Raw genomic sequence first — 15119 nt, forward strand, 5'->3', positions numbered from 1 at the left:
CGGTTGGTTAAGATCTTTCGTCTCAACCGAGGCGCGCATTCTACAGCAGCCTCATTTGCTGTCAAGTGGTTATTTTCAGAAGATTTCGAAGATTTCTTCAACAACTTCAACCACTTGCGCTTGCGATCTCTCGTAAGCGGGAGGCGAATTCTACAGCGTTACACGCTGCTGTCAACACCTCTTTTTCAACTTCCTTTTGGCTTCGATGAACTGAAGCAACCCGCTGCCGAAAACCACATAACTCATTGTTTACCAAGGAGTTTTCCGTTTCGACTGCGCCGGAAGTGGGGCGAATTATAGACAGATATAATTCGCCGTCAACATCTATTTTCAGACTTGTTCGGATTTGAGCGTAATACGCGCAAATGCCTTCTTCCCCGCCTGGCAAACGTGAGTCGCGCCCAGCTCGTATATAAAGGTGCGATCAACCACCTCACCATCTATACGTACACCGCCCGAACCCAAGAGATCACGCGCGACCGCCGAATTCTTCACTAAGCCAGCTTTATTAAGCACAGCCGCAATCGGCATCGCCTCAGCAGCAGTCAATTCAATTTCCGGCAGATCGTCAGGCAGCTCGCCGTCTTTCATGCGATTACCTGCCGCGCGGTGAGCGCTGGCCGCAGCCTCCTCACCATGGAAACGCGCAACGATTTCTTCAGCCAGCTTAATCTTCACATCGCGAGGATTAGCGCCCGCCTCGACATCCGCACGCAGCGCATTGATCTCGTCCATCGAGCGGAAGCTCAACAGCTCGAAGTAGCGCCACATCAGCGCATCCGGAATAGACACCAACTTGCCGTACATCACACCTGGTGCTTCCTGGATACCGACATAGTTCCCCAGAGACTTGGACATCTTCTTGACGCCATCCAAGCCTTCCAACAGCGGCATGGTCAGAATGCACTGAGCCTCCTGACCATAGGCGCGTTGCAATTCACGCCCCATCAGCAGGTTGAACTTCTGATCGGTGCCACCCAACTCAACGTCCGCGCGCAGCGCCACCGAGTCGTACCCTTGAACCAGCGGGTAAAGGAACTCATGGATGGCGATTGGCTGATTGGTCGAGTAGCGCTTGTCGAAGTCATCGCGCTCGAGCATGCGTGCCACGGTGTACTGGGACGTCAGACGAATGAAATCTGCCGGCCCCATTTTGTCCATCCAAGTGGAGTTGAACGCCACCTCAGTCTTGGCTGGATCAAGGATCTTGAATACCTGGGTCTTGTAGGTCTCGGCATTATCGAGCACCTGCTCACGAGTCAGCGGCGGGCGCGTAGCGCTCTTGCCGCTTGGATCACCGATCATCCCAGTGAAGTCACCTATAAGGAAGATGACCTGATGGCCCAACTCCTGAAACTGACGCAGCTTATTAATAAGCACGGTATGACCCAGGTGCAGATCCGGCGCAGTCGGATCAAAGCCAGCCTTGATACGCAAGGGTTGGCCACGCTTGAGCTTTTCGATCAGCTCGGCCTCGACCAACAGTTCTTCCGCACCACGTTTTATCAGCGCTAGCTGCTCTTCAACCGACTTCATAACAGACCTGCAAGGCTCAGATTCAAAAGGGAACCAACCATACAAGATCAGGGACTAATTACAAGTTTTGCCCTGCGCACGGACACCGTTCAGCAAGCCCAGCGTTCGCGAGCTTGCGCCACAGATGATTTGGTTATATTTTATACAGTTATTTCATCTTCATCATGTCATTCATCTTTTCCATTTCATCTTCAAAGTCAAAATTACTTATGACCACTGAACCGTCTAAAGCGCCGCCGCTTTACCCGAAGACCCACCTGCTCGCCGCAAGTGGTATCGCCGCCCTTCTCAGCCTGGCACTGCTGGTATTCCCTTCCAGTGACGTTGAAGCCAAACGAACATCCCTGAGCCTCGATCTGGAAAGCCCAGTTGAACAACTGACACAAGATCAAGACGCTTCCGACGCTCAACAAGCCACAAATGCTCCGGCCGAATCACCTTTCGCACAGATCGAAAGCACTCCAGAAGACACTCAACAAGCCACCCAGGAAGCACCTGCGGCAGCCGCAGCCAAGAATCCCCAGCACCGCGAAGTCATCGTGGGCAAAGGCGACACACTATCTACCCTGTTCGAAAAGGTTGGATTGCCTGCCGCCGCTGTAAATGAAGTGCTCGCCAGCGATAAGCAAGCCAAGCAATTCACTCAGCTCAAACGAGGCCAAAAGCTCGAGTTTGAGCTGACGCCAGACGGCCAGCTGAACAACCTGCACACCACTATCAGCGACCTGGAAAGCATCAGCCTGAGCAAAGGCGCCAAAGGCTTCGCATTCAACCGAATCACCACCAAACCCGTCATGCGTTCCGCCTACGTACATGGCGTGATCAACAGCTCGCTGTCGCAATCGGCCGCGCGTGCGGGCCTGTCGCACAGCATGACCATGGACATGGCCAGCGTTTTTGGCTACGACATCGACTTCGCCCAAGACATCCGTCAAGGCGATGAGTTCGACATGATCTACGAGCAGAAAGTAGCCAACGGAAAAGTCGTGGGCACTGGTAACATCCTGTCTGCACGCTTCACCAACCGTGGCAAAACCTACACCGCCGTGCGCTACACCAACAAACAAGGCAACAGCAGCTACTACACAGCTGATGGCAACAGCATGCGCAAGGCTTTCATCCGTACCCCCGTTGACTTTGCTCGTATTAGCTCGCGTTTCTCCATGGGCCGCAAGCATCCAATTCTGAACAAAATTCGCGCACACAAGGGCGTCGACTATGCCGCGCCGCGTGGCACGCCAATCAAAGCGGCGGGCGACGGCAAGGTCTTGTTGGCAGGGCGCCGGGGTGGTTACGGCAATACGGTGATCATCCAGCACGGCAACACTTACCGCACGCTGTACGGCCACATGCAAGGCTTTGCCAAGGGCGTCAAGACTGGCGGCAACGTGAAACAGGGGCAAGTGATCGGCTACATCGGCACTACCGGCCTCTCCACCGGCCCGCACTTGCACTACGAGTTCCAGGTCAACGGCGTACACGTCGACCCATTGGGCCAGAAGCTGCCGATGGCTGACCCGATTGCCAAGGCCGAACGCGCGCGCTTCATGCAGCAGAGCCAGCCGCTGATGGCACGCATGGATCAAGAGCGCTCCACCATGCTGGCCTCGGCGAAGCGTTAAGGTATGCCGCTCTATATCGGTGTGATGTCCGGGACCAGCCTCGACGGCCTGGATATCGCCCTTATCGAACAAGGCGCGGCGGTCAATCTGATCGCCACCCATTACATCCCGATGCCTGACGCCTTGCGCACAGAACTGCTGAGCCTATGCGCCAGTGGCCCGGATGAAATCGCCCGCTCGGCAATTGCACAGCAACAATGGGTAACGCTCGCTGTGCAAGGCATCCACGCCTTGCTGGATCAACAGAACCTCAAGCCTCAGGACATTCGGGCGATTGGTAGCCATGGTCAGACGATTCGCCATGAACCCGCCCGAGGCTTTACCGTTCAGATCGGCAACCCTGCCCTTCTCACCGAGCTGACAGACATCACCGTCGTCAGCGACTTCCGCAGCCGCGATGTCGCTGCCGGCGGCCAAGGCGCTCCATTGGTTCCAGCCTTTCATGAAGCCTTGTTCGGCGAGCAGACGGGCAAACGCGCGGTATTGAATGTCGGCGGGTTCAGCAACCTCAGCCTGATCGAGACGGGCGAGCCTGTCGCCGGTTTCGACTGCGGCCCGGGGAACGTCCTCCTCGATGCCTGGATTAACCTGCAGCGCGGCGAACACTTTGATCGGAACGGGCAATGGGCGGCCAGCGGCAAGGTCCAACCCCAACTGCTCAATACGTTGCTCAGCGATCCGTTCTTCATGACCAAAGGCCCAAAAAGTACGGGCCGCGAAGTGTTCAACCTGGCCTGGCTGCAGCAGCACCTTGGCCGTTTGCCCGCCTTTGAACCCCAAGACGTACAGGCCACCCTGCTGGAGCTGACCGCCCTGACCATCGTCGAGTCCCTGCAAAGCGCCCAGACTGACACAACAACCTTGCTGATCTGCGGGGGCGGCGCCCATAACGGGGCACTGATGAGCCGGCTGACAACGTTGCTGCCTTCCACTCATGTCAGCACTACAGCGGCCTACGGCGTAGATCCTGACTGGGTAGAAGCAATGGCCTTCGCCTGGCTGGCACATTGCTGCCTGGAAGGCATCGCCGCCAATCGCCCCAGCGTCACTGGCGCACGTGGGCTTCGAGTGCTTGGCGCGATCTACCCCGCCTGACCCCAGACAGCAAAACGCCGCTTGGCCCGTAAAAGCCAAGCGGCGTTTTTGTACCTGCTACCAATCAGATCGAGAACGAAGACCCGCAACCACATGTCGTGGTGGCATTAGGGTTCTTGATCACGAAACGCGAGCCTTCCAGACCTTCCTGATAATCCACCTCGGCACCTGCCAGGTATTGGAAGCTCATCGGATCCACGACCAGGCTCACACCCTCGCGCTCAACGATAGTGTCGTCATCGGCCACATCTTCATCGAAGGTAAAACCGTACTGAAACCCTGAACAACCGCCGCCCGTAACGAATACGCGCAGCTTCAAGCGATCATTACCCTCTTCATCGACCAGGCTCTTCACCTTGTGCGCAGCACCGTGGGTGAATTGCAAAGCCGTGGGGGTGAAGGATTCAACGCTCATGCTGATAATCTCCCGGCGTAGCGCCGCCATATGCGTAATGGCCGGTATTATCCGCTTCTCCTAGAAAAGCGGTCAACTATTGTTACGGTATATCAATCCGCCCAGCGACCATTAAAAATGCAAAAGGCCCGATCAACGGGCCTTTTGCGCAACGGTGAGCCCGCGTTAAGGCAACATCCCCGCGTGGGACAGACCCAACTTCTCGTCCAGGCCGAACAGGATGTTCATGTTCTGCACCGCCTGGCCCGAAGCGCCCTTGACCAGATTGTCGATCACCGACAACACCACCACCAGGTCGCCATCCTGCGGACGATGCACCGCAATACGGCACACATTGGCACCACGCACGCTGCGCGTTTCCGGATGGCTACCGGCCGGCATCACATCGACGAACGGCTCATTGGCATAACGCTTTTCAAACAGTGCCTGCAGGTCTACCGAGCGATCGGCGACGGTCGCATACAGCGTGGAGTGAATCCCGCGGATCATCGGTGTCAGGTGCGGCACGAAGGTCAGCCCCACATCCTGGCCGGCAGCGCGACGCAAGCCCTGGCGGATTTCCGGCAAGTGCCTATGACCTTTTACCGCATAGGCTTTCATGCTTTCCGACGTTTCGGAGTAAAGCGAACCTACCGCCGCACCACGGCCCGCACCACTGACACCCGACTTGCAGTCCGCGATCAGGCGCGACGCATCCGCCAAGCCAGCCTCCAGCAATGGCAGAAAGCCCAATTGCGTCGCCGTCGGATAGCAACCCGGCACGGCAATCAGGCGCGCTTGCTTGATCTGCTCGCGATTGACTTCCGGCAGGCCGTAAACCGCCTCTTCCAACAGCTGCGGCGCACCATGGGGCTGGCCGTACCATTTGGCCCACTCATCGGCGTCTTGCAGGCGGAAGTCTGCCGACAAGTCGATAACCTTGGTGCCGGCCGCCAGCAGCTCGCCGGCCAACGCATGAGCCACACCGTGAGGCGTGGCGAAGAACACCACGTCGCAGGCAGCCAGGGTCTTGGTGTCCGGCACACTGAACGCCAGGCCATCATAATGGCCTCGCAGGTTCGGGTACATATCGGCCACGGCCAGCCCGGCTTCGGATCGGGAAGTGATGACCACCACCTCAGCCTGCGGATGCTGAGCCAACAGACGCAGCAATTCGACACCGGTGTAACCCGTGCCGCCGACGATACCGACCTTGACCATAAACCTGCCCTCAACGAACCCACTGGAAAGCCGTCGATAATAGGGGCCGTATCGTCCTGCGACAACCGTCAACGTGACGTACGGGCGCATGAGCCACTACTATCTTCGCTACCGTGAACCTGGGAATAACTAAAATGCTCTATCTTTGGGTCAAAGCCTTCCATATCGTCAGCATCGTTTGCTGGTTTGCCGGGCTGTTCTACCTGCCGCGCCTGTTCGTCTACCACGCCCAAAGCGAAGACACCGTCAGCAAGGAGCGCTTCAGCATCATGGAGCGCAAGTTGTACCGTGGCATCATGGGCCCGGCGATGGTTGCCACACTGGTCTTCGGCATCTGGATGCTGGCCCTCAACCCAGGCATTTTCCAGTCGGGGGCCTGGATCCACGCCAAGCTGACCCTGGTCGTCCTGCTGATCGGCTATCACCACATGTGCGGCGCACAGGTAAAACGCTTCGCCCGTGGCGAAAACACCCGCAGCCATGTCTTTTATCGCTGGTTCAATGAGGTCCCGGTTCTGATATTGCTGGCTATCGTAATTTTGGTCGTGGTCAAACCGTTCTAACGTCAATTACTCGGGGAACCTCCAATGTCGCTGCCCGCTCTGCTGGAACAACGTCTGCGCCTGCCCGTGGTGGCCGCGCCGATGTTTCTGATCTCCAATCCGCAACTGGTCCTGGCCTGCTGTCGCAACGGGGTAGTGGGGAGTTTCCCGGCGCTCAACCAACGCGAAAGCAGCGGCTTCAAGGCCTGGCTGGAAGAAATCGAAGCGGGCTTGGCGCTGCTGGACAATCCTGCGCCCTATGCCGTGAACCTGATCGTGCACAACAGCAACCCGCGGCTGGAGGCCGACCTGGCGATCTGTGTCGAGCACAAGGTGCCCATCGTCATCACCAGCCTCGGTGCGGTAAAGGAACTGGTGGACGCGGTTCATAGCTACGGCGGCCTGGTATTTCATGACGTTACTACCCGACGCCATGCGGAAAAAGCCGCTGAAGCCGGCGTAGACGGCCTGATTGCCGTAGCCGCTGGCGCGGGTGGCCACGCTGGCACCTGGAGCCCCTTTTCGCTGATTGCCGAAATTCGCCAGTTCTTCGACAAAACCCTGCTGCTGGCGGGCTGCCTTAACCATGGGCACGAAATTCTTGCCGCCCAGATGCTGGGGGCAGACCTGGCATATTTCGGTACGCGCTTTATCGGCACCACCGAAAGTCAGGCACCGGATGCCTATAAGGAGATGCTGCTCACATCCCGCGCTGCCGACATCGTGCACACTCCTGCAGTCTCCGGCGTACCTGCAAGCTTTATGCGCCAGAGCCTGGAAAATGCCGGTTTTGACCTTGCTGCGCTTCAAGGCAAGGGTGAAGTCAATTTCGGTTCCAAGCTCAAGCCATTGAGCGATGAGGCCAAAGCGTGGAAAACTGTATGGTCTGCTGGCCAAGGCGTCGGTGAGATCAATGATGTACCCACTGTGGATGAGCTCATAGCGCGCCTGGATGCCGAATACCGCAAAGCACGCGAGCACGCCGCGCAACTGCGCTGGCCACGCTGACCCACTGCAGGGCCTGCCAACTGGACAGGCCTGCATACTCTTCCTGATTAAGTGACAAGGATGCCCGCATGAGCGACAGCCGTTTCAAGATTGTGTTTGACGGAGCCTTGCGCCCAGGTGTCGAAAGCACCACCGCCAAGCTGAACCTCGCCGAACTATTCAAAAGCGATGTTGAAGCAATCGAAAAACTCTTCACCGGCCGCCCCGTCGCGCTCAAGCGCGACTTGTCCCAGCCCGACGCGCAAACTTACCTCACGGCACTGCACAATGCCGGGATCGACGCTCGCATCGAGGCCGAACAACCCGTGGCGTTCAACCTTGCAGAAACCCACGAGACGGACTCGTCAACCTCTGACCGCGCCGCTGCGTCGCCTTATGCACCGCCACGCGCCGCAGTTGGCGACGACCTGCCGGAGTTCGCCACCCTAAAGGTGTTCACCATCCACGGGCGCATCGGGCGCCTGCGCTACCTGGCTTGGACGCTGGCACTGACCGTCGCGATGCTGGTGGCAGCGGGCATCATCAGTACGGTGGGCTTCGCGGTGGCGACAGCCTCGCCAACCATCGCCATCATTATTGGCTCGCTGCTGGGTTTCGCGCTGTTTGTGGCATTGGTAGTGGTGAGCGTGCAAATCGGCGTGCAGCGCCTGCATGACCTGGGCTGGTCTGGCTGGCTGTACCTGCTCAACCTGGTTCCGCTGGTAAACAGCGTATTCCCACTGTTGTTGCTGGTATTGCCAGGCAATACGGGCGCCAACCAGTACGGCGCGCCACCACCACGCAACTCCACTGCGGTGAAAATCCTGGCCTCGCTGTGGCTGGCGTTCATTCCCTTGATGCTCATCATCGTCGTCACCCTGGGCATGAATGGCTACCTGGACCAGCTTGAAGCCAACATGGACAGCAGCTACGAAAGCAGCTCCATTACCTCCGACGCAGACGCCGATCAAAGCGCTATCGTTGACGAAGCCGAAGCGCAAAGTGCTGACGATGCAGCCGAACCTGTAGACTCTCCAGAACAGTGAAGAAACGCCCGCCGCCTGTGACGCACTGTCATAGGCCGGTGGCGTTGCGATGGAGAAAGGCATGACCCGTTACGCTCTGATCACCGGCGCCTCCAGTGGCATCGGCCTGGCATTGGCCGAGGCCTTGGCACGGCGCGGCCGTAGCTTGATTCTGGTGGCCCGCCAGCGTGATCAGTTGGAAAGCATTGCATTGGAGTTGACCCAACGCTTCGGCGTCGAGGTGCTGTTTCGTGCCTGTGATTTGAGCGAGCCGCTGCGTTTGTCCGGCTTTTTGCTGGAGCTCGAAGAGGGTGAGCGACAGATCGACCTGCTGGTCAACTGCGCCGGCATCGGCACCAGCGGGCCGTTCCTGGCCCAGGACTGGATGACCGAGCAGGACCTCATCGAGGTCAACATCCTGGCCTTGACCCGCATGTGCCACGCACTGGGCAATGCCATGGCCCTGCATGGCGGCGGGCAAATCCTCAATGTGGCTTCGGTCGCCGCCTTCCAGCCTGGGCCGTGGATGAGCAGCTACTACGCCAGCAAAGCCTACGTATTGCACTTCTCCGAAGGGCTGCGTGAAGAATTGAAGACCTGCGGCATCAAGGTTTCAGTGCTGTGCCCCGGCCCCACGCGCACCGCATTCTTCGGCACCGCGCAGATGGATACGGCGAAACTCGACCGCAGCCAGCAGCTGATGAGCCCGGAAGAAGTCGCGCTCTACACCGTGCGGGCGCTGGAAAAGAACAAGGCCATTATCATTCCCGGGCGCCGCAATCGATGGCTGACGTTCAGCCCACGCCTGAGCCCACGCTGGCTCACTCGCAAAATTGCCGGCGCCATCAACAAGGCCTATTGCCCACGCTGATGGCCTACGTACACTCACCTCACTTTTCACGATGGAGATACAGCTGTGGATACTCTGTTCACCAAGATCATCAACAGGGAAATACCGGCGAAGATCATCTATGAAGATGACCAAGTCCTGGCTTTTCACGATATCGCCCCGCAGGCACCAGTGCATTTCCTGGTTATCCCGAAAAAACCCATTCGTACCCTCAACGACCTGACCGAGGACGATAAGGCGCTGGCCGGCCATATCCTGTTCACCGCCCAACGCCTGGCCGTGGAACAAGGCTGCGAAAAAGGCTTTCGTGTGGTGATGAATTGCAATGAAGACGGCGGGCAAACCGTTTACCACATCCATATGCACGTGCTGGGTCAGCGCCAGATGAACTGGCCACCGGGCTGAGTGCACAAGGGCAAATTGACTCAGCACAAACGCTGGACGCTCTCTTGCGGTAAACTGGCCGCCGAGATTCTTCCCGGAGGTCAGCATGACTACCCAACGTCACTACTCGCCGATTGACCGTCTGTTGCTGCAAGCCGACACGGCCATGCGCACCCTGCTGCCGTTCAGCGGCCAGCCCTACCGTCCCTCGCCCGCCATCGTGCAGCCGGATGTACAGCTGAGCGACACCGATACCCGTCACGTCGCTGGCCTGATGCGCATTAACCATACCGGTGAAGTCTGTGCCCAGGCGTTGTACCAGGGCCAGGCGCTGACCGCCAAGTTGCCACAGGTACGCACGGCGATGGAGCATGCGGCCGAGGAAGAGATCGACCATCTGGCCTGGTGCGAACAACGCATCCGCCAGTTGGGCAGCCATCCCAGCGTGCTCAACCCACTTTTTTATGGCTTGTCGTTTGGTATCGGCGCGGCTGCCGGGCTGATCAGCGACAAAGTCAGCCTGGGGTTTGTGGCCGCGACAGAACATCAGGTGTGCAAGCACCTGGACGAACACCTGGAGCAACTGCCGGCCGAAGACGAAAAGTCACGGGCCATTCTTGAGCAGATGCGCATCGATGAAGAACACCACGCAGAGAGCGCGCTGGACGCGGGCGGCTTCCGCTTTCCAGCCCCGGTACGGTTCGGCATGAGCCTGCTGGCCAAGGTCATGACCAAAAGCACCTATCGAATCTGAACCGAAAAAAAGGGCGCCCGAAGCGCCCTTTCTTTTGCCTGCTGCAATCAACCCAACTCGATGATTTCGTAGTCGTGGGTAATGACCACGCCCGCGGCCCCCAGCATGATCGATGCTGAGCAGTACTTCTCGGCCGACAGCTCGATGGCCCGCTTGACCTGGGCTTCTTTCAGCGCCCGGCCCTTGACCACGAAATGCATATGGATCTTGGTAAAAACCTTGGGGTCTTCAGTGGCGCGCTCGGCTTCCAGGAAGGCTTCGCAGCTTTCCACGGCTTGCCGGGACTTCTTCAAGATGCTGACCACGTCGAAATTGCTGCAACCGCCCACACCCAGCAGCAACATTTCCATGGGGCGTACACCCAGGTTCCGACCGCCGGCTTCCGGCGGGCCATCCATAACCACCACGTGGCCGCTGCCCGACTCACCGAGGAACATGGCTTCGCCCGCCCATTGGATGCGTGCCTTCATCGCCCAGACTCCACTGCTAAAAAAGGGTCGCCAGCTTAGCACAGGGCCTTGAAACAGCAGCGCCCTGCATAAAATCGATAAATGACAGCGTTTGCCCGCTAAATTGGCTAATCGCGACAGAAGGTGTCTGGTAAGCTGGCGCCAAATGAATGGCGCATTGCCATGTCTTGTACGGCGTGTATCAATGAGATGCCGCTGGATAAAAACAACGCCAACGACACCGCGCAGTCTTTTTCGGGATACAACCATGGTTGCTCTTACTCCCACATCCAAGATCAAGAACCTCGACAAGCTGCTGCTTCACTGCCAGCGCCGACGTCATCCGGCCAAACACAACATCATCTGCGCCGGCGAGCGTTCAGAAACCCTGTTCTTCATCATCAAAGGCTCGGTCACCATCCTGATCGAGGATGAGGATGGCCGTGAGATGATCATTGCCTATCTCAACGCCGGAGACTTCTTCGGGGAGCTGGGTTTGTTTGAACAAGCAGGCAAAGAGCAGGAACGTAGTGCTTGGGTACGGGCCAAAGTTGAGTGCGAAGTGGCCGAAATCAGCTATGCGAAATTTCGCGAATTGGCCCAGCATGATCCGGACATCTTGTACGCCCTGAGCGGTCAGATCGCCCAGCGCCTGCGCGACACCACGCGTAAGGTCGGCGACCTGGCGTTCTTTGATGTCACTGGCCGCGTCGCTCGCTGCCTGCTGGAATTATGCAAACAACCCGACGCCATGACCCATCCCGACGGCATGCAGATCAAAGTCACGCGCCAGGAGATCGGACGTATTGTCGGGTGTTCGCGGGAAATGGTCGGCCGCGTGCTCAAGGATTTGGAAGAACGCAACCTGGTGCACGTCAAAGGCAAGACGATGGTGGTGTTCGGTACTCGCTAGAGCGGCAGGAAGCCAGCCAGCATCTGCCGGTACAACGTGTCGAGCCGACGGATCGCGTCCGGCGCGGGAAACGCTTCGTGCAGTGCGATATGGCTATCGGCGCGAACCCGCTGCTCCAAGCCGCAGGCTTGATTGAAGCGGTTGACCGCCGCAATCAATTCCTCACGATCATTCTCCAGCAACATCGCCCCATGCACCAACCCGACCGGGCGGCCACCGCTTTGCCGCCAACGCTGGGCAGTGCCCACCATTTTGCGGCCATTGAGGTTGACGTTGTAACGACCGTCGCAAAACGCACCGTCAATTTCGCCGACGGACGCATCGCCACCCAACTCGATCAACAGATCACAGATCGGTTGGCACAAGCGCTGATAGCCGGTTTCGATGCGCCCCTGGTCGCCTTCGCTACGCGGTGGGGCATAGACCAGGGCGATGTTGACCGTGGCGCCGGACTGCGGCACCGGCTCACCGCCGGTTTCACGCAGCAATACCGGCCAACCCGCATCGGCCGAGACCTGGCTCGCCACCGCGAATGCCGGCAGCCGGCTCAAACGGCGCGGCATGACCAGCGCTTGGTCACTGGGCTGCCAGAACAGCAATCCGAATGCCTGCTCACCCGCGCAAACCGCTGCCAATAGGTCTTGCTCGGCGGCAAGGCCTGCTTCGACAGTCATGATCACGGGCTGGAGCATCGAACACCTACCTACCTGAATAAACACAAAACCAATGTGGGTGCTGGCTTGCCTGCGATAGCGGTGTGTCAGCTACACAGAGGTTGGCTGACCCGCCGCTATCCAGGCAAGCCAGCGCCTACAGTTCCGAGCGTATTTCAAATCAGTCTAGTGTCGAACCGCTGATCGTCGTACCGCGCTCCGGGAAGAACAAACGCTGCAGTTCCGCCCCCGGGTTCTCGGCGCGCATAAAGGTCTCGCCCACCAGGAACGAGTACACACCACTGATTTCCATCAATTCCACATCGGCGCGATTGACGATGCCACTCTCGGTAATCACCAAGCGATCGCGCGGAATACGCGGCAGCAGGTCGAGGGTAGTTTCCAGGCTGACGTCGAAGGTATGCAGGTTACGGTTGTTGACGCCCACCAGCGGAGTATCGAGGGTCTTCAATGCGCGCTCCAGCTCGTCACCGTCATGCACTTCGACCAGCACGTCCAGGCCGACGCTTTTGGCCACGGCCGCCAGCTCCGCCATCTTCACGTCATCCAATGCCGAGACAATCAGCAAAACGCAGTCGGCACCCAAGGCACGAGCTTCGACGATTTGGTACGGGTCGACCATGAAGTCCTTGCGGATCACCGGCAGCTTGCACGCAGCGCGCGCCTGTTGCAGGAACGGGTCGGAACCCTGGAAGTAGTCAATATCCGTCAGCACAGACAAGCAGGTTGCCCCACCCTTCTCGTAACTGACGGCGATCTCAGCGGGTACGAAGTGTTCGCGAATCACGCCTTTGCTCGGCGAGGCCTTCTTGACCTCGGCGATCACGGCCGGCTGCTTGAGCTTGGCCTGGGCGATCAAGGCATTGGCAAAGCCGCGTGGTGCCTCGGCGCTTTTCGCCTGCGCTTCCAACTCGGCCAGGCTCACGCGGGCGCGGCGCTCGGCCACTTCTTCAGCCTTGCGGGCCAGGATCTTTTCCAGAACAGTTGGCACACTCATCCTTCATTCTCCATCTTGAATACGGCGGTGAATGCTCCCAGCTCTTCGAGCTTCTCACGAGCCAGGCCGGTGTGCAGCGCATCGTGGGCCAAGGCGACACCTTCCTTGAGACTATAGGCATGGTCGGCGGCGTAAAGGGCTGCGCCAGCATTGAGCACAATCATTTCCGCAGCTTTCTGACCGTTTTCGCTCTTGCGACGCCCCAGGGCATCACGAATCAATTCCAACGAAGCTGCCGGGCTTTCCACCGCCAGGCCGTGCAAGCTCTGGCTTTTCATACCCAGGTCTTCGGGCTCGACCCAATATTCGGTGACCTCGTCGTTCTTCAGCTCCGCCACGAAGGTCGGCGCCGCCAGGCTGAACTCGTCGAGGCCATCCTTGGAATGCACCACCAGCACATGCTTGCTGCCCAGGCGTTGCAAGACTTCGGCCAGCGGCCGGCACAGCGCCTGGCTGAACACGCCCACCACCTGGTGCTTCACACCGGCCGGATTCGTAAGCGGGCCGAGCATGTTGAACAGGGTACGCAAGCCAAGGTCCTTACGCGGGCCGGCAGCGTGTTTCATCGCGCCATGATGGGACTGGGCAAACATGAAGCCGATACCAACGCTGTCAATGCAGCGCGCTACTTGCACCGGCGTGAGGTTCAGGTAAATACCGGCCGCTTCCAGCAAGTCGGCACTGCCGCTCTTGCCAGACACTGCACGGTTACCGTGCTTGGCGACGGTGCAACCAGCGGCGGCCACCACAAAAGATGAGGCGGTCGACACGTTGAAAATATTCGCACCGTCACCGCCGGTGCCCACCACATCGACGACGCCATCGAGAGTCTTGAGCTCGACCTTGTCCGCCAGCTCACGCATCACCGACACCGCACCGACTATTTCGTCGATGCTTTCGCTCTTCATGCGCATCGCCATCATAAAGGCGCCGATCTGGGCATCGGTGCATTGGCCGGTCATGATCTCGCGCATCACATCGCTCATTTCCGCGGTGCTAAGGTCCAGATGGCCGACGATACGGCTCAGGGCAGTCTTGATATCCATGAAAAGTCCTTAGCGCGTGCCGCCGCTCTGCTTGAGAAAGTTGGCGAACAGCTCGTAGCCCTGCTCGGTCAGGATTGATTCAGGGTGAAATTGCACCCCTTCGATGTTCAGCGTCTTGTGACGCAAGCCCATGATCTCGTCGACCGAGCCGTCTTCCAATTGGGTCCAGGCGGTCAGTTCCAGGCATTCGGGCAAGGTTTCACGCTTGACCACCAGTGAGTGGTAACGGGTCACGGTCACCGGCAGGTTCAGGCCGTGGAACACGCCCAGGTCACGATGGAACACCGGGCTGGTCTTGCCGTGCATGACCTCCCGCGCGCGCACCACATCACCGCCAAACGCCTGGCCGATGGACTGGTGGCCCAGGCAGACGCCCAGGATCGGCAGCTTGCCGGCGAAATACTGGATAGCTTCCAGAGAGATGCCCGCCTCGGTCGGCGTGCACGGGCCAGGTGAGACGACGATGCGCTCGGGGTTCAACGCGGCGATTTCGGCAACAGTGAGTTCATCGTTGCGCACCACCTTGACCTCGGCACCCAGCTCGCCCAGGTACTGCACAACGTTGTAGGTAAAGGAGTCGTAGTTATCAATCATCAGCAACATGTGGGTTCAAACCTCTTGAATTCACTG

Annotated in this window: 18 protein-coding genes; 10 read left to right on the forward strand and 8 right to left on the reverse strand. The window is 58.7% G+C overall.

The features are described from left to right. Positions 1–300, forward strand: a 300-nt coding sequence (locus BT204_RS27985; RefSeq protein WP_204840103.1) for a hypothetical protein, incomplete at its 5' end; no start/stop codon positions are given. 30 nt (positions 301–330) lie between these two features. Here BT204_RS27985 and tyrS read toward each other — a convergent pair. Continuing rightward, positions 331–1536 (reverse strand): tyrosine--tRNA ligase, encoded by a 1206-nt coding sequence (tyrS, locus tag BT204_RS00005; protein WP_054896812.1) that lies wholly within the window; start codon positions 1534–1536, stop codon positions 331–333. A 209-nt stretch (positions 1537–1745) separates the two neighbouring features. Here tyrS and BT204_RS00010 point away from each other — a divergent pair, with 209 nt between their 5' ends. Further along, on the forward strand, positions 1746–3158 hold the full coding sequence (locus tag BT204_RS00010; protein WP_072445538.1) for a peptidoglycan DD-metalloendopeptidase family protein: 1413 nt from the start codon (positions 1746–1748) through the stop codon (positions 3156–3158). A 3-nt stretch (positions 3159–3161) separates the two neighbouring features. Next, complete coding sequence (locus tag BT204_RS00015) at positions 3162–4253, forward strand: anhydro-N-acetylmuramic acid kinase (protein ID WP_072445539.1); 1092 nt, start codon at positions 3162–3164, stop codon at positions 4251–4253. A gap of 64 nt (positions 4254–4317) precedes the next feature. Here BT204_RS00015 and erpA read toward each other — a convergent pair whose 3' ends face one another. Both erpA and argC read right to left on the reverse strand, forming a co-directional pair. Then, positions 4318–4668, reverse strand: a complete 351-nt coding sequence (gene erpA, locus BT204_RS00020; protein WP_003176443.1) for an iron-sulfur cluster insertion protein ErpA — start codon at positions 4666–4668, stop codon at positions 4318–4320. 165 nt (positions 4669–4833) lie between these two features. Next, a complete protein-coding gene (gene argC, locus BT204_RS00025) occupies positions 4834–5868 on the reverse strand; it encodes an N-acetyl-gamma-glutamyl-phosphate reductase (RefSeq protein WP_072445540.1) in 1035 nt (344 codons plus the stop codon). 134 nt (positions 5869–6002) lie between these two features. On the opposite strand from argC, the gene hemJ reads away from it, so the two are divergent. The 6 genes from hemJ to coq7 all read left to right on the forward strand — a co-directional run bounded on the left by hemJ (position 6003) and on the right by coq7 (position 10410). Continuing rightward, a complete protein-coding gene (hemJ, locus tag BT204_RS00030) occupies positions 6003–6431 on the forward strand; it encodes a protoporphyrinogen oxidase HemJ (RefSeq protein ID WP_003194674.1) in 429 nt (142 codons plus the stop codon). A 24-nt stretch (positions 6432–6455) separates the two neighbouring features. Further along, positions 6456–7418: an NAD(P)H-dependent flavin oxidoreductase gene (locus BT204_RS00035; protein ID WP_054920666.1), complete on the forward strand. Its 963-nt coding sequence runs from the start codon at positions 6456–6458 to the stop codon at positions 7416–7418. Positions 7419–7486: 68 nt separating this feature from the next. Beyond that, positions 7487–8443: a DUF805 domain-containing protein gene (locus tag BT204_RS00040; protein WP_054896807.1), complete on the forward strand. Its 957-nt coding sequence runs from the start codon at positions 7487–7489 to the stop codon at positions 8441–8443. Between the two features lie 61 nt (positions 8444–8504). Continuing rightward, positions 8505–9293, forward strand: a complete 789-nt coding sequence (locus BT204_RS00045) for an SDR family NAD(P)-dependent oxidoreductase (protein WP_072445541.1) — start codon at positions 8505–8507, stop codon at positions 9291–9293. Positions 9294–9338: 45 nt separating this feature from the next. After that, positions 9339–9677, forward strand: a complete 339-nt coding sequence (locus BT204_RS00050; RefSeq protein WP_003194682.1) for a histidine triad nucleotide-binding protein — start codon at positions 9339–9341, stop codon at positions 9675–9677. 85 nt (positions 9678–9762) lie between these two features. After that, the gene (gene coq7, locus BT204_RS00055; protein ID WP_054920673.1) at positions 9763–10410 is read left to right on the forward strand and encodes a 2-polyprenyl-3-methyl-6-methoxy-1,4-benzoquinone monooxygenase; all 648 of its coding nucleotides are present in this window, start codon (positions 9763–9765) and stop codon (positions 10408–10410) included. 47 nt (positions 10411–10457) lie between these two features. On the opposite strand, the gene BT204_RS00060 is transcribed toward coq7, so the two are convergent. Then, complete coding sequence (locus BT204_RS00060; RefSeq protein WP_003194686.1) at positions 10458–10880, reverse strand: OsmC family protein; 423 nt, start codon at positions 10878–10880, stop codon at positions 10458–10460. A 247-nt stretch (positions 10881–11127) separates the two neighbouring features. On the opposite strand from BT204_RS00060, the gene crp reads away from it, so the two are divergent. Next, the gene (crp, locus tag BT204_RS00065; protein ID WP_054920677.1) at positions 11128–11772 is read left to right on the forward strand and encodes a cAMP-activated global transcriptional regulator CRP; all 645 of its coding nucleotides are present in this window, start codon (positions 11128–11130) and stop codon (positions 11770–11772) included. Here the strand turns inward: crp and BT204_RS00070 are convergent. The 4 genes from BT204_RS00070 to BT204_RS00085 form a co-directional block, all read right to left on the reverse strand. Then, positions 11769–12464, reverse strand: a complete 696-nt coding sequence (locus BT204_RS00070; RefSeq protein WP_054920679.1) for a lipoate--protein ligase family protein — start codon at positions 12462–12464, stop codon at positions 11769–11771. The genes crp and BT204_RS00070 overlap by 4 nt on opposite strands. A gap of 142 nt (positions 12465–12606) precedes the next feature. Further along, positions 12607–13443 (reverse strand): indole-3-glycerol phosphate synthase TrpC, encoded by an 837-nt coding sequence (trpC, locus tag BT204_RS00075; RefSeq protein ID WP_034128811.1) that lies wholly within the window; start codon positions 13441–13443, stop codon positions 12607–12609. Further along, positions 13440–14489, reverse strand: a complete 1050-nt coding sequence (gene trpD, locus BT204_RS00080; protein WP_072445542.1) for an anthranilate phosphoribosyltransferase — start codon at positions 14487–14489, stop codon at positions 13440–13442. Before trpD ends, trpC begins: the two co-directional genes overlap by 4 nt. Before the next feature lie 9 nt (positions 14490–14498). Continuing rightward, on the reverse strand, positions 14499–15092 hold the full coding sequence (locus BT204_RS00085) for an aminodeoxychorismate/anthranilate synthase component II (RefSeq protein ID WP_032895052.1): 594 nt from the start codon (positions 15090–15092) through the stop codon (positions 14499–14501). Between the last annotated feature and the right edge of the window lie 27 nt (positions 15093–15119).

The organism is Pseudomonas sp. NFPP02, from assembly GCF_900119355.1.
In the GTDB taxonomy this organism is placed as follows: Bacteria; Pseudomonadota; Gammaproteobacteria; order Pseudomonadales; family Pseudomonadaceae; genus Aquipseudomonas; species Aquipseudomonas paracarnis.

Coding starts and splice junctions, on each gene's coding strand:
- hemJ (WP_003194674.1), top strand. CDS start 6,003: ATGCTCTATCTTTGGGTCAAAGCCTTCCATATCGTCAGCATCGTTTGC.
- BT204_RS00010 (WP_072445538.1), top strand. CDS start 1,746: ATGACCACTGAACCGTCTAAAGCGCCGCCGCTTTACCCGAAGACCCAC.
- BT204_RS00035 (WP_054920666.1), top strand. CDS start 6,456: ATGTCGCTGCCCGCTCTGCTGGAACAACGTCTGCGCCTGCCCGTGGTG.
- BT204_RS00060 (WP_003194686.1), bottom strand. CDS start 10,880: ATGAAGGCACGCATCCAATGGGCGGGCGAAGCCATGTTCCTCGGTGAG.
- coq7 (WP_054920673.1), top strand. CDS start 9,763: ATGACTACCCAACGTCACTACTCGCCGATTGACCGTCTGTTGCTGCAA.
- BT204_RS00045 (WP_072445541.1), top strand. CDS start 8,505: ATGACCCGTTACGCTCTGATCACCGGCGCCTCCAGTGGCATCGGCCTG.
- trpD (WP_072445542.1), bottom strand. CDS start 14,489: ATGGATATCAAGACTGCCCTGAGCCGTATCGTCGGCCATCTGGACCTT.
- crp (WP_054920677.1), top strand. CDS start 11,128: ATGGTTGCTCTTACTCCCACATCCAAGATCAAGAACCTCGACAAGCTG.
- trpC (WP_034128811.1), bottom strand. CDS start 13,443: ATGAGTGTGCCAACTGTTCTGGAAAAGATCCTGGCCCGCAAGGCTGAA.
- BT204_RS00040 (WP_054896807.1), top strand. CDS start 7,487: ATGAGCGACAGCCGTTTCAAGATTGTGTTTGACGGAGCCTTGCGCCCA.
- BT204_RS00070 (WP_054920679.1), bottom strand. CDS start 12,464: ATGCTCCAGCCCGTGATCATGACTGTCGAAGCAGGCCTTGCCGCCGAG.
- tyrS (WP_054896812.1), bottom strand. CDS start 1,536: ATGAAGTCGGTTGAAGAGCAGCTAGCGCTGATAAAACGTGGTGCGGAA.
- BT204_RS00085 (WP_032895052.1), bottom strand. CDS start 15,092: ATGTTGCTGATGATTGATAACTACGACTCCTTTACCTACAACGTTGTG.
- argC (WP_072445540.1), bottom strand. CDS start 5,868: ATGGTCAAGGTCGGTATCGTCGGCGGCACGGGTTACACCGGTGTCGAA.
- erpA (WP_003176443.1), bottom strand. CDS start 4,668: ATGAGCGTTGAATCCTTCACCCCCACGGCTTTGCAATTCACCCACGGT.
- BT204_RS00015 (WP_072445539.1), top strand. CDS start 3,162: ATGCCGCTCTATATCGGTGTGATGTCCGGGACCAGCCTCGACGGCCTG.